Below are 12,586 nucleotides of genomic sequence, written 5' to 3'. Positions count from 1 at the left end.
CCACTTACCGGCAACACGGAATACTGGATCCCGGTCCTGGCTGCGCCAAACCGGGATGACAAAGATCAGTGACGCGGCCACGCCTGCCTTTGTTCCCCAGAGTTCACCACACCCTCCTTGTCATCCCCGCGAAGGCGGGGATCCAGTAATCCTCTGACCTCAAAATTTTCCAGATACCCCCCCCACGGGCACCGCGATCTCCGATCCTGGCCCTGCCGAAGCAGGGCCACACCGTGCGAGAAACCAGTTCACACAGAGCTTCCCGGTCGACACACGGCGAGAGGTAATGGAAGCTCTGGTGGATCGATTGTCTACGGAGGTCCCGATGCGATTGCCGACGCTACTCACGGCGCTCTTCTTCCTGCTCATTGCACTTCCCGCCAGCGCACAGACCTACAACGTCGAGGCCGGGCCGATCTGGAACAATGGTGACGCGCAGGCGAAGTGTCCGCGTGTCTGCGGCGGGCTGGGAGCGCGCTGGAATGGGCAGTGGCATACGACGGTACAGGGGCAGATGTCGGTCTGTTCGTGTGAGAAGGCCAGCCCGGGACGTGAAATCCAGGCCGGGCCGATCTGGAACTACGCCGATGCGCAGGGCAAATGCCCCGACATCTGCTTTGGCAACGGCCTTAGCTGGAGCGGCCAGTGGCGTACCACCGTGCAGGGTCGCATGTCCGTTTGCGACTGCCGCTAGCCCGCCCGTGGCCAGGCGGACGCGACCGGGTGTTACTTCGTACAGCCGTTGACATCCGCAGCGCAGTAGAACCCTTCGGAGGAATTGCCGCAGCAATAAAGGAAACCGGGCGAGTCGCAGTAATACTCCGATGAACCGCAACGACCGGCGACCTGCATCAACGGGCCCTTGTCGGTCGATGACCCCGGCAGTTCCACGGCGCCGGACAGGCGCGGCGACATGTTGGGCACCGGCGGCACCTCAAGCCCGCCATCCAGGCTTACAAGAACAACCTTGGCCGCTGTCAGATCCGACTGATGGGTCAGGTCCAGTGGATCGGCCCCTGCCGGGGTTACCGCGTAAAACATGCCGGTCATCAGCGTGATTTCAACAATAGTTCTCAGTCTCATCTTTCGCCTCCTCCGCGCAAGATGCAGCTTGTCTTCCAGTGATCTGATGGAGCCGATTATAGCACGAGACGGAAACCTCGAATATTCAGCAAACTACGCAGCACGCAAAAGATTTACAAAGAGAAACAACAGCCTCACGTGGGCACATCCCCCTTTGAAGCTGTAATTTCCGGCGCGTGTGCCCGGGCCTCCGACGCGCCCAAACGTGGTGAAATTCCCGCCGAAAAGACGCCCAAAGCCCTGCCGCAAACCTGGTCAGACAATATTTTTTGCACCCCTGATTTCGAACAAATTTCCGCCGCAATCCGAGCGTTGAATCCACGACAGCAGGGTCAAGCGCGTCCCGCGTAAGCCACTCACCAGGCAGTGCTTTTGGACTTCCCAAGGCATGAGATGGATAGAGAACCCAAGCCGTCATGACATTGGCAACAAGCCGTCATGGCCGCGAAGCCACTGCACCTTCAAACATCTCTGTCCTTGAAAGGATATCTGCAATGGCCATTCGCGGCTTTGTCCTTGGTGCTGCCTTCCTTGCTGCCGGCCTGGTGCCCGCAGCTGCCGACAGCGTGACCGCTACCGTCGAGACCTGGAACCCGGCAACCCGTACGCTTGTTCTGAGCGACAAGACACAGTTCCAGACAATTTCCAGCTCCGTCGCAGTGCCGGACACCCTGGCTGCGGGAAAGACCGTCACCATTCTCTACAACGGCTCGGAAAACGGCGTCGACTCGATCCTCTCCATAGAGGTTCAACCGTAAGCCAGCGTCATGCCACAGCGACGCGAACTTGCCTCGACCTGACGGCGCCTGGCGGTGTGCCGCCTTCATTTTCCAGGATCCGCGACGCCCCTGAGACCGGATCCTGACGCCCCTTTTGCACAAGGAGACGTGAATGCCAAAATGGCTCATCGCGATTGCGACGGCGCCGTTGTTGCTGACTTTGCCCCCGCACAGCCTTCGGTCCGCGCTCGCAGATGAAATCGCAGGTACGATCCTGTCCATCGATCCCTTCGAAGGCCTGTTTTCCCTAGAAGACGGGTCCAGGTTTATTCTGACCGATACGCTCAGTTCGCAAGATCTGATGATCGGATCGGAAGTCCTGATCACCTTCACGACAACAGTGTCCGGCGACCGCCTGGTGACCGCACTCCAGGTCGTGAACTGAACTGCCCGGCATCTCGCCCTGTCATTCTCACTATCCGGACAGGGCGAACGCCAGCCCGATACTGGCCAGGGCCCCATCAGACGGCCAATGTCCAACTTTTCCATCGGCCCGCACCACCTGCCCTTCGCGGGCCGATTTTTTTCTGATCTTCATCCACCGACCTCCGCCTGTCGGCGGACTTCCTGACAGCCTTATGTCAGGAGACTGACAGGAAGTGGCAAAAAGCGGAACAAACCCGCAACCACCCCCTTTCCTCACGCGTGCAACCGGACCATATTGCGGCCATGAGCAAGCGCCCGACCAAATCCTCCTCCGACGACACGACCTCTGCTGACGGCTTCGGCGAAGCTCCCCAGAAGTCACTTTCGGGAACGCCCCTGTCCGGATCGATCAGTGATTGGGCAGCGGAAATATCGCAGGAAGCAGACAAGCCGGAGCCCAGGAAGGCAGCCCCCCGGAGCGCTGGTGAGGGAAAAGAGGATCGGAACGACGGTGCACCGTCACGGAAGTCAGGCCGCAAGGCCGGGGCCAACGTGAGTGCGAAAAAGGAAAAGCCAACCAAGTCGTCACGCGGCACCTCCATCGGCAAGGCAGACAGCGCCCGCGAACGCGCGGCAGGCGGCCTCAACCCGGTGGCCGGTCTCGACATGTCGCTGGAAGAGGCCGAAAGCCTCGAAAAGCAGCTCAAGCAGCACCAGAAAGACAACAAGAAGAAGAACAAGGAAAGCAAGTACGGTGAGCTGACCGGCAACCAGGGTGCCACGGCGACCGTCGAAGCGCTGTCCGCGTTGATCGAAAGCGGTAACCCCCTGCACAAGAACGGCGAGCTCTGGGTGCCGCATCGGCCGGAGCGTCCGGAAAAGTCCGAAGGCGGTGTGCCGATCGTCCTGAAGTCCGCCTATGAGCCCAAGGGCGACCAGCCGACCGCCATTGCCGACCTGGTGGAAGGCATGGAAAACGGCGACCAAACGCAGGTTCTGCTCGGTGTCACCGGCTCGGGCAAGACCTACACCATGGCGCAGGTGATTTCCCGCACCCAGCGCCCTGCGCTAATCCTGGCGCCCAACAAGACGCTGGCGGCCCAGCTCTACGGCGAATTCAAGTCGTTCTTCCCGGACAACGCGGTCGAGTATTTCGTTTCCTACTACGACTACTACCAGCCGGAAGCCTATGTGCCGCGCACGGACACCTATATCGAGAAGGAAAGCTCGATCAACGAGCAGATCGACCGGATGCGCCACTCCGCCACCCGCTCGCTGCTGGAGCGCGACGACGTCATTATCGTCGCCTCGGTGTCCTGTATCTACGGTATCGGCTCGGTCGAAACCTACACCGCCATGACCTTTGCCATCGAGGTTGGCGAGCGCATGGACCAGCGCCAGCTGATCGCCGATCTTGTGGCCCTTCAATACAAGCGCAACGATGCCGCTTTCCAGCGCGGCACCTTCCGGGTGCGCGGCGACACCATCGAGCTGTTCCCGGCCCACTATGAGGACACGGCGTGGCGCATTTCCATGTTCGGCGACGAGATCGAGTCGATCACCGAGTTCGATCCGCTCACCGGGCAGAAGTCGGGCGAGTTGAAAAGCGTCAAGATCTACGCCAACTCGCACTATGTCACGCCCAAGCCGACGCTCAACCAGGCGATCAAGTCGATCAAGGACGAACTCAAGCACCGGCTTGAGGAGCTGAACCAGCACGGCCGCCTGCTGGAGGCGCAGCGGCTGGAACAGCGCACCATGTTCGATCTGGAAATGCTGGAAGCCACCGGCTCCTGCGCCGGCATCGAGAACTATTCCCGCTATCTCACCGGCCGCAAACCGGGCGAGCCGCCCCCCACCCTGTTCGAATATCTGCCGGACAACGCCATCGTCTTCGCCGACGAGAGCCACGTCACGATCCCGCAGATCGGCGCCATGTACCGGGGCGACTTCCGCCGCAAGGCGACGCTGGCCGAATACGGCTTCCGCCTGCCGTCGTGCATGGACAACCGTCCGCTACGCTTCGAGGAATGGAACGCCATGCGGCCGCAGTCCATCGCGGTGTCGGCAACTCCCGGCTCCTGGGAGATGGACCAGTCCGGCGGTGTCTTTGCCGAGCAGGTCATCCGCCCGACCGGGCTGATCGATCCGCCGGTGGAAATCCGCCCGGCTACCAGCCAGGTCGATGACCTTCTGGGTGAAGTGCGCGAAGTGGCCCAGAAAGGCTACCGCACGCTGGTGACCACGCTCACCAAGCGCATGGCCGAGGATCTGACGGAATATCTGCATGAAAACGGCGTGCGCGTACGCTACATGCACTCCGACATCGACACGCTGGAACGCATCGAGATCCTGCGCGACCTGCGCCTCGGCGCTTTCGACGTGCTGGTCGGCATCAACCTGCTGCGCGAAGGCCTCGACATTCCCGAGTGCGCGCTGGTCGCGATCCTGGATGCGGACAAGGAAGGCTTCCTGCGCTCCGAGACCTCGCTGATCCAGACCATCGGCCGCGCGGCGCGTAACGTCGACGGCAAGGTGATCCTCTACGCCGACAATATGACCGGTTCCATGGAGCGGGCGATCGCCGAAACCAACCGGCGCCGCGAAAAGCAGCTCGCCTACAACGAGGAAAACGGCATCACCCCGGAAAGCGTCCGCCGCTCCATCGGCGACATTCTGGAAAGCGTCTACGAGCAGGACCACGTCACCATCGACGCCGGCTTCGCGGAGGAAGGTAACCTCGTCGGCCACAACCTCAAGGCCCATATCGAGGATCTGGAAAAGCAGATGCGCGATGCTGCGGCCGATCTCGACTTCGAGACCGCCGCCCGCCTGCGCGACGAGATCAAGCGCCTGCAGGCGACCGAACTCGCCGTCGCCGACGACGCCATGGCCCGCCAGTCCGACGTCGACGGCAAGACCGGCGGCTACAAGGGCGACCGCAAGTTCGGCGCCGGCGGCACCAAGGAAGGTGCTTCGGGCAAGAAGAAACAGACCGCCCGCGACAAGGCCCAAGCCGCCAAGGACCGGAACGCGCTGCCCGCCCCCAGCGCCAAGGTGCGCAAGAACACCCTCGACGAAATGACCGTCGGCCGTACGGAAGTCCCCCTCGGCTCGTCAGACCCGGTCAAACCGCTGGTGCGGGCAAAGATCGGCGCGGGGTCCTACGAGGATCCGGCCGAGGAGAAACGCAACCGCGGACGACCGAAGAAAAGCGGGCGTCCGGGGCGGTAAAGAAATCCCCCGGTTGGAGGGTAATCTCGGAGGGTAATCAAAGGCTCGACGGACCGGGATGACGACGCTTGGATTGATCGCATCGCCCTGCTTTGTCGTCATCCCATGGCTTGACGATGGGATCCATGCCCTGACGGAGCCCAACACAGAAGCTTCGTTTGTCGAATAGACACGGCATGGATTGCAGGGTCGAGCCCTGCAATGACGGTGGAAGCCTGAAGCTGTGAGGCGACCGAAGCCTCTCCTCCGCTCCGTCATTCCGAACAAGCGCAGCGGAGCTGCGCGACGATCCGGAACCCAGAGCATCAGCGCGAGCAGAGCTTGCTCCTTAGTCCTCTCTACCTAGAAATTGAGCGCCTCTGGCGCAGATTATGTCTGGATCCCGGATCTGCGTTCGGCGTTGCCTCACTTGTCCGGGATAACGAATGGGTGGGGTTGAGGCTGCGGGTATCCAGGAAAACCGAGCAGTCTGCGTGGCACTTTACAAAAGCGCCGACGACGATAGGTCCAGCCATTCCGGATTGCTGCTTTCAATGAGATCGATCTTCCAGCTGCGCCGCCATTTCTTCAGCTGTTTTTCCCGAAGGATCGCCTCATCCATCCGTTCAAAAAGTTCTGCATGAACAAGCCTGGCAACCGCGTACGTTTTCGAAAAGCCTTCGATCAGGCCGTTCTGGTGCTCGTAGAGGCGGCGCGGCAGGTTGGTGGTCACGCCGATATAGAGCGTGCCGTTGCGGTTCGAGGCGAGAATGTAGACGGCAGCAGGCATGGTGCGACTATTCCGTGCATCGCCAAGCCTTGCAAGAAACAAGGTCATGCCTTTGGCATGAAATATGTCTGGGTTCCGGATCTGCGCGCAGCTGCGCTACGCTTGTCCGGAATGACAGCCGGGTGTGGTCAGGGAGGGGTAACTCTGACGGTAAATCCGTTTTCAAAGCTGCCCCATCGCTCCCTAGGGCTCGGACGCCTGAGAAGTGTGGCGAGCTTTTCCTCCCCACCGTCATTCCGGACAAGTGCAGCAAGGCTGCACGCTGATCCGGAACCCAGCGCATCAGTGCGAGCGCAGCTCGCTCACCTTCCGCCGAAAGACGTCAAGCTCAGATGCCCTTGAACAGCACGCCGGCAGCCAGCACGGCCCAGGAACCGATCAGCAGGTGGACGGTGGAAACGCCGATGCTCGGAACGGCGACGCCCAGCATGGGGAGCACCGCGACAACGAAAAGGGCCAGAGAAATCAGGAAAACGATAATGGAAGGGGGTGTCAGTCGCATGAAGACCTTCGAAAATGGTTCTGTCGTTCGCCCTGCCGGGCCGTTCGCCTATGGAGGGGTGGACAGGCGGATCGTATCAATCCCGGACCACCCGGAGAATTCCGGCGCGGACCGATCTGTGCGGCCACTTGAGCCGGGCCATCAGGAATTGTCAATGTCAGTTATGGCAAGGATGGTGCCTTCCCACATCTGACGAGGCCTTCCTGTCCCGGGCCCGGTTCGTGGCCGGAAACGCGGCGCCAATAAACTGGCGCCGCGCCGCTATCCTGTTACCTGCGCGCGCTTAACAGCGGCGTGATGTTGCGGATCGTCACGCGGCGATTGCGCTCTTCAGCGCCTTGCGTATCGACCTTCAGATAGTCCTCGCCATAGCCCTGAACGACCATGTTCTCCGGCGACACGCCATAAATGTCCGCCAGAATACGGGCGACGGTTTCAGCACGTCGGTCTGAAAGGGCGAGATTGGAAACATCCGAGCCGACAGCATCCGTGTGGCCTTCGATCAACAGCACCGTCGTCGGGTCCTGATCGATCAGGGCCTGGGATGCGCGGGCGATGTCCTCAAGTTGCGGAACCTGGCTCTGGCGCACCACGGCACTGCCGGTGTCGAAGGTGATCGTGTCGAGATCCACCCGGCGCACCTTGTCACGCAGGCGTTCATTTTCACGAATGTCGCGCAGGGAATAGGCCTGCTCCACCTGCTCCACCGGCGGCGCAGTGAAGGTCTGATAGATCTCGTCATAATTCGCCCGGCCCGCCGGAACGATGTAACGATCGCGCGGGATGCCGATTTCCAGCGGCGGCAGCTCGCGGTCGTAGTTACGGCGGCGGTGGTTGTATTCGCGATTGTCGATCAGCACATACTCGCGGCCATCCGGCAGAAGGCGTGAGCGGTAAAGCACATAGCCGCCCTCGTCGCGAATGGTGATGATCTTCACACCGTTGGTGCGGGTGACGGTCTCGCGTGTGCGGCCGCCACGCAGGCGTTCGGCGTGGAACTCGTCATCGCCATAGCGCAGCAGGCTGCTTTCGTCCTTGCGCACGAAATATTCGCCGTCCCGCTCAACGATGATACGGTCACCCTGATCCTCGACCACCTTGCCGCCAAGGGCCGGGATCAGCATGCCGACGCCGACACCAACAGCCGCGGCACCAAGCAGTTCCAGCCTGCGGTCGCGAGCTTCATCACGGCGGCGTTCTTCTTTCGCCTTGATTTCGGCCCGCTGCGCTTCCGTGGCGTCGTCCGAGACGACAGCCGCCGGTTCTTCCGCCGGTGCGGCCGCCTGGGCCGCGATCGGCTCACCCGGCTCTTCGGTTACGGTTTCATCTGCCGCGGTGGCTTCGACCGGGGCGACAGCAGGTGCTACCTGTTCAGAAGCCTGCGGCTGTTCGGCGGTTTTCTGATCGGCGCCAGCCTCATCGGTGGCGGTTTCTTCAGCTGCCGGCTCTGCTGGGGCGGTTTCCTCGGCGCTCTTCTCGGTGCTTTCCTGCTCGACGGGCTCCTCGGACGCGGGAGCTTCAGTCGAAACGGCATCCGCTGGCTGTTCTTCCACCTGCGGTTCCGTGCCCTCCGCGGCATCCGCCTGCCCGGCATCAGCCGGCTGCTCTTCCACCGGTTGTTCGGATGCCGGCTCGGCCGAGGTCTCTTCTGCGGGCGCAGCTTCTTCGACAGGCGCTTCCGGCTTTGCCTCCGGCGCGGTCGTTTCTTCTGCGGTCAGGGGTTTTTCCACCGGTGCGGTTTCTTCAACCGGAGCGGCAGGTTTTTCGGCGGGAGCTGCCTCTTCCACGGGGACTGTCGGTTTCGCCTCAGGCTGCGCATCTTCTGTCGCAACGGGCTCAGTCGCGGCAGGTGCCGGCTCTTCTGTCTGGGTTTCCTGAGCAGCTTCGGGGGCAGCTTCTTCCATCGCACCTTCTTCAGGTGCCGGCTCGGCAGGGGCTTCTTCAGCCGGAGCTTCCGCGGCAGGAGCGTCCGCAGCAGGTGCTTCTGCGGCGGGAGCTTCTTCGGCAGGCACGTCAGTGGCCGGCGCTTCTTCCGCAGGTGCGGCTTCCTGGTTCTTGCAGGCCTCCTGATCCGGATTGGCCGCGCAATCGACAGTCGTCTCCTGTGCACGCGGCAGGCCCGGCTGCAGCGGCAGGCCGATCGCCAGGACAAGCGCCATGGCCGTTGAATTTCGAAGCAATCTCGACGTCATTCTTTTCATCCTCTCGCCCCCCAACGAACTTTCCCGAACCGATCACGGCCTGGAACACTCGATGGAAAACAAGTGACCGGGGCTTTTGTTCCAACGTCATTTTCGCGGATGCGGTTGTGCCCTGGCGGCACCTCGACTTTCCGTACATCCGTCTTACCCCCGATTGACTTGCGGTCGCGCAGCGCCATGCGATCCATGTTTCCTTCGATCCGTCGCTGGACGATCGACGAGATGGGGGATTAGAGATTTCGCGGGAGGGGCTGAAAGGAACCTTTGCCCCGAAACACCACAGTCATTCCGGACAAGCGAAGCGCAAGCCGAGAGCGGGTCTGGAATGGCGGTCTGATTGATACTTTGGGCGGGCCTATTGCTTTTCCGGAAACAGCCCATGAAAGACTGCACACTGGACCATCAGGACGCCGTTCATGGTCTGGGCATTCATGTCGACGACGATTTCCGCATAGGCCGAGTGCGATCCCATGATGGTTTCAAGCTGGAGCTTGCATTCTTCAATGTCGCCGTCTGTCTCGATCGCCAGATCGGTTGTTTCCCCACTGCCGATGTTGAGCTTCAGGGACAGGACAAGCGGGTCTTCATCGGCATGATTGCCTTCAGCAACGGCCAGAATATCGCTGCCCGCAATCCTGTAGGTGTGAAACACCTGATAGGCACTGGCAGGGGGGTACGAAAAGAAAAACAGAGCAAGGCCCAACAGGAATGTCTTCTGGAAAATACGCATATCTGTCTCCGCGGAAACCTTGTGAAATCCCCGGCATTTCGGCGGATACGGCAAGTGACGTCAACTGCAATCAGTGAAGATTGAGACAACCCGGCCCGGATTTAACGGGGGACTGCCGGCAGAACGAAAAACAGGACGATGGCGATCGCGAAAGCTGACAGCGCCAGTAGATAGAGCCGCGCGATGCGGCGGCGTCCGGGCTCAGCCTCGTCACCAAACCCGCCAGGCGTGAACATCCGTTTCCACATGCCAACGCCCTTCAGCGGCGAGAACGCAGCCTCTTCCAGAAGGTTGAGACGCTTGATGAACAGAAGAGCGCTCACATAGCCGGCAATCATCAGGAGAAATGCCAGCGTCATGAAGGTCATGAAGATCAGATACGCAGGTGTCATGCCCTCTCTCCTTCCAACTTCGGAACGGCCCGCAATCAGTCTTTGCGGCATGTGCGGGCCGTTGCAACCCGCCACAATTGTTAACCATAGGTGCAAATCCGTTAAAATGCCGGGGATATCTGTCTTTTGAGGGTAACACTTCACACTGTATTCTGCGGTCAGCTTGCCCTGAGTCGTTGAAACCGCCAGCGCTTATGGGTTAATAAAGAGTTAAAGTTTTGCGTATCTTTCGCCGGGCGGCGCCGGCGGGAAAGTCAGGAGACAGGAATGGGCATTTTCTCGAAATCCTCGCGCCCCGGCGGTGACCAGGAGCAGCGGGTCGAGACCGTGAAAGAGGCAAGCGAAATTCAGGAAACCGCGCAGGCTCCTGAAAAGAGCAATATCGAGCATCTTTCCCCGTTCGCCCTGAAAATGCAGGAAAAGATGAACCATCTGGACGGGCTCAAGTCCCGCATCGGCGGTCTGAACCAGACCTTCGAACAGATGGCTGCGTTCGCTGCGGAAAGCCAGACGTCGATCCGCCTGATGGCCGAATACCTTGAAGGCTCCCGAACGACCGTGGAAACCGAGGTCCGGCTGAAATCCGAAAACGCCAAGATCTCCACCGACCTGCTTGACGCCGAACACAAGGTCCGGACGCTCACCACCCAGCTGGAAGATGCCCAGGCCGAAGTCCATTCCCTGCGCAAGCGTGCAACAGAGACCCGCACGGCGCTGGAAACCGCCCGTAACGACATCGTCTCCATTCGCGACAACAACAAGAAGGTCAACGAGGAATACCGGCTGCAGAGCGCCAAGCTTGTGGAAGCCAATTCCCAGGTGTCTGATCTCTCCGGCAAGCTCAACGACCTCAAGGCCAAGTTCGAGACGCTGGAAAAACATGCCGAGAGCCTCGGTTCGGATCTGGAAGCGGTTCGTCACCGCGAAAAGGAACTGCAGCAGAACCTGTCCGAAAGCGCCAAGCTGCTTGAAGACGAAATCCGCAAGAACAACCAGGTCACCAGCGAGCTGGAAGCGGTAAAGCGCGAAGTCGGCGAATTCCGCAACGACAACATCGACCTCAAGTCTCATCTGGATGTTGCCAATCAGGAACTGGCCTACGCCAAGAGCCGGCTTGAGGAAGAACAGCGCAAGCACGACAACGAGGTCTATGCGCTGAACGCTGAAATCGAAAACCTCTCGTCCCAGCGCCGCATCGGCGCCCAGTCTCTGCAGGAGATGGCGCGCGAGAACTCCACGCTGAAGGAACGCAGCCGCGATCTTCTCAAGCGCATGCAGGAAATCGAACATCTGCTCGACAGTGCACAGAAGAACCACGAAAAAGACCGCAACGAGCTGATGGCGACCACCGCCAAGCTGCGTGAACTGAACCTGCGCTACAACTCGGCTCTGACGGACCTGAACCACCAGCGCAACCAGAACCAGAAATACGCCGACAATCTGGAAGACCTGATCGAAGAGAACAAGCGTCTGCAGCGTTACAAGATCCAGGTCGACACTGCCAACGAGCAGATCGTCCAGCTGAAGTCGGTCATCGTGAACTATCAGATGGCAATGGAAGGCCGCGGTCCGGCCGAAGAACTCGGACTGACCGAAGGCTACGATCCGGCTGCCGAGCTTGGCATTACCGAGCCGCTTTCGAACGAGTTCGAACCGATCGACATTGACGGCGACGGATCCGACGACGACGGTCCGGACGACAACACCCCGAACGGCGGCGACGACAAGATCGTCAAGCTGCGCGACTGACGCAGCCCTCTGTCCGGCATTCGTCATCCGGCCGCAGATAACACGAGCAGATCAGGCCCCGGCTATCCAAGTCCGGGGCCTCGTTTTTCAAAGACCGTTTTCCTGACGCGTTTCCGGCAGAATGTCCGGGCACACCGGGCGTATTTCAGCGACATCCCCGTACAATGACGAATTGATGAGCAAGGTATTCGCCGCCGTTTTGTTGATCCTGCTGTCGCCGCTTCTGGCCGGCATCGCCGTTCTCGTCTGGCTTGGTGACCGGAAGGCGCCGTTTTTCATCGCCAGAAGAACCGGCCTGGGCGGTGGTACCTTTGCCATGGTGAAATTCCGGACCATGCGCCCCGGCACGAGCGACGCAAGCGCGATCACCGAGGTGCGGGACAACCGTATCACCCCCATCGGCAGTTTCCTGCGGAACACCAAGCTCGACGAACTGCCGCAGCTGTTCAACATCCTATCGGGGGAGATGGCCTTCTTCGGGCCGAGACCGGAAGACCCTGGCATTGTCGCCCGTTACTATGACGATGAGATGCGAAGATCGCTGTTGTTCCTGCCCGGCCTGATCAGCCCGGGCACCCTGTGGGCCCTGACCAATTTGAACCGGATCGAAGGCGCGAACGACGCCGAAGATGTCTATGCACGCGAAATCCTGCCCGAACGGCTCGCGCGCGATACCGCCTATTTCGAACAGGCCGGTTTCATGTCCCATCTGCAGCTTGCAATGAAAACCCTGGCCACTCTGCTGCACCGGGCGGTTTCGGCTGAAAATCGGGAGTAACTG

General features: G+C 60.5%; 12 protein-coding genes. 6 read left to right on the top strand and 6 right to left on the bottom strand.

Translation table 11 applies throughout. The features are described from left to right. Nucleotides 1-325: 325 nt before the first annotated feature. Nucleotides 326-694, top strand: a complete 369-nt coding sequence (locus FIV05_RS13780) for a mannan-binding lectin (RefSeq protein ID WP_209009975.1) — start codon at nt 326-328, stop codon at nt 692-694. Nucleotides 695-726: 32 nt separating this feature from the next. Here the strand turns inward: FIV05_RS13780 and FIV05_RS13775 are convergent, their stop codons facing one another. Continuing rightward, complete coding sequence (locus tag FIV05_RS13775; protein ID WP_152509943.1) at nt 727-1,083, bottom strand: hypothetical protein; 357 nt, start codon at nt 1,081-1,083, stop codon at nt 727-729. A 494-nt stretch (nt 1,084-1,577) separates the two neighbouring features. Here FIV05_RS13775 and FIV05_RS13770 point away from each other — a divergent pair, with 494 nt between their 5' ends. The 3 genes from FIV05_RS13770 to uvrB all read left to right on the top strand — a co-directional run bounded on the left by FIV05_RS13770 (nt 1,578) and on the right by uvrB (nt 5,462). Beyond that, complete coding sequence (locus FIV05_RS13770) at nt 1,578-1,841, top strand: hypothetical protein (protein ID WP_152509942.1); 264 nt, start codon at nt 1,578-1,580, stop codon at nt 1,839-1,841. A gap of 133 nt (nt 1,842-1,974) precedes the next feature. After that, the gene (locus FIV05_RS13765) at nt 1,975-2,247 is read left to right on the top strand and encodes a DUF1344 domain-containing protein (RefSeq protein WP_152509941.1); all 273 of its coding nucleotides are present in this window, start codon (nt 1,975-1,977) and stop codon (nt 2,245-2,247) included. A gap of 284 nt (nt 2,248-2,531) precedes the next feature. Next, nucleotides 2,532-5,462 (top strand): excinuclease ABC subunit UvrB, encoded by a 2,931-nt coding sequence (gene uvrB, locus FIV05_RS13760; protein WP_152509940.1) that lies wholly within the window; start codon nt 2,532-2,534, stop codon nt 5,460-5,462. A 481-nt stretch (nt 5,463-5,943) separates the two neighbouring features. On the opposite strand, the gene FIV05_RS13755 is transcribed toward uvrB, so the two are convergent. The 5 genes from FIV05_RS13755 to FIV05_RS13740 all read right to left on the bottom strand — a co-directional run bounded on the left by FIV05_RS13755 (nt 5,944) and on the right by FIV05_RS13740 (nt 10,056). Next, nucleotides 5,944-6,231, bottom strand: coding sequence for a GIY-YIG nuclease family protein (locus tag FIV05_RS13755; protein ID WP_152511931.1), 288 nt, complete (start codon nt 6,229-6,231; stop codon nt 5,944-5,946). A gap of 328 nt (nt 6,232-6,559) precedes the next feature. Next, nucleotides 6,560-6,733: a hypothetical protein gene (locus FIV05_RS31595; protein WP_022997999.1), complete on the bottom strand. Its 174-nt coding sequence runs from the start codon at nt 6,731-6,733 to the stop codon at nt 6,560-6,562. A gap of 269 nt (nt 6,734-7,002) precedes the next feature. Continuing rightward, nucleotides 7,003-8,925, bottom strand: a complete 1,923-nt coding sequence (locus FIV05_RS13750) for an OmpA family protein (RefSeq protein WP_152509939.1) — start codon at nt 8,923-8,925, stop codon at nt 7,003-7,005. Nucleotides 8,926-9,289: 364 nt separating this feature from the next. After that, complete coding sequence (locus tag FIV05_RS13745; protein ID WP_152509938.1) at nt 9,290-9,664, bottom strand: hypothetical protein; 375 nt, start codon at nt 9,662-9,664, stop codon at nt 9,290-9,292. Between the two features lie 101 nt (nt 9,665-9,765). Continuing rightward, nucleotides 9,766-10,056 carry a hypothetical protein gene (locus FIV05_RS13740; RefSeq protein ID WP_152509937.1) on the bottom strand — a complete coding sequence of 97 codons (291 nt, stop codon included), beginning with the start codon at nt 10,054-10,056 and terminating at the stop codon, nt 9,766-9,768. Nucleotides 10,057-10,323: 267 nt separating this feature from the next. On the opposite strand from FIV05_RS13740, the gene FIV05_RS13735 reads away from it, so the two are divergent. Beyond that, the gene (locus FIV05_RS13735; RefSeq protein WP_022998005.1) at nt 10,324-11,805 is read left to right on the top strand and encodes a hypothetical protein; all 1,482 of its coding nucleotides are present in this window, start codon (nt 10,324-10,326) and stop codon (nt 11,803-11,805) included. Nucleotides 11,806-11,980: 175 nt separating this feature from the next. Continuing rightward, nucleotides 11,981-12,583: a sugar transferase gene (locus FIV05_RS13730; protein WP_173013839.1), complete on the top strand. Its 603-nt coding sequence runs from the start codon at nt 11,981-11,983 to the stop codon at nt 12,581-12,583. The last annotated feature ends 3 nt before the right edge of the window (nt 12,584-12,586 follow it).

This window comes from Labrenzia sp. THAF191a (assembly GCF_009363335.1).
Taxonomy (GTDB): domain Bacteria; phylum Pseudomonadota; class Alphaproteobacteria; order Rhizobiales; family Stappiaceae; genus Roseibium; species Roseibium algicola.
The sequence above is the reverse complement of the archived record's forward strand: the minus strand, read 5'-3'. Positions and strand labels throughout refer to the sequence as shown.

Coding starts and splice junctions, on each gene's coding strand:
- FIV05_RS13770 (WP_152509942.1), top strand. CDS start 1,578: ATGGCCATTCGCGGCTTTGTCCTTGGTGCTGCCTTCCTTGCTGCCGGC.
- FIV05_RS31595 (WP_022997999.1), bottom strand. CDS start 6,733: ATGCGACTGACACCCCCTTCCATTATCGTTTTCCTGATTTCTCTGGCC.
- FIV05_RS13765 (WP_152509941.1), top strand. CDS start 1,975: ATGCCAAAATGGCTCATCGCGATTGCGACGGCGCCGTTGTTGCTGACT.
- FIV05_RS13780 (WP_209009975.1), top strand. CDS start 326: ATGCGATTGCCGACGCTACTCACGGCGCTCTTCTTCCTGCTCATTGCA.
- FIV05_RS13775 (WP_152509943.1), bottom strand. CDS start 1,083: ATGAGACTGAGAACTATTGTTGAAATCACGCTGATGACCGGCATGTTT.
- FIV05_RS13750 (WP_152509939.1), bottom strand. CDS start 8,925: ATGACGTCGAGATTGCTTCGAAATTCAACGGCCATGGCGCTTGTCCTG.
- FIV05_RS13745 (WP_152509938.1), bottom strand. CDS start 9,664: ATGCGTATTTTCCAGAAGACATTCCTGTTGGGCCTTGCTCTGTTTTTC.
- FIV05_RS13735 (WP_022998005.1), top strand. CDS start 10,324: ATGGGCATTTTCTCGAAATCCTCGCGCCCCGGCGGTGACCAGGAGCAG.
- FIV05_RS13740 (WP_152509937.1), bottom strand. CDS start 10,056: ATGACACCTGCGTATCTGATCTTCATGACCTTCATGACGCTGGCATTT.
- uvrB (WP_152509940.1), top strand. CDS start 2,532: ATGAGCAAGCGCCCGACCAAATCCTCCTCCGACGACACGACCTCTGCT.
- FIV05_RS13755 (WP_152511931.1), bottom strand. CDS start 6,231: ATGCCTGCTGCCGTCTACATTCTCGCCTCGAACCGCAACGGCACGCTC.
- FIV05_RS13730 (WP_173013839.1), top strand. CDS start 11,981: ATGAGCAAGGTATTCGCCGCCGTTTTGTTGATCCTGCTGTCGCCGCTT.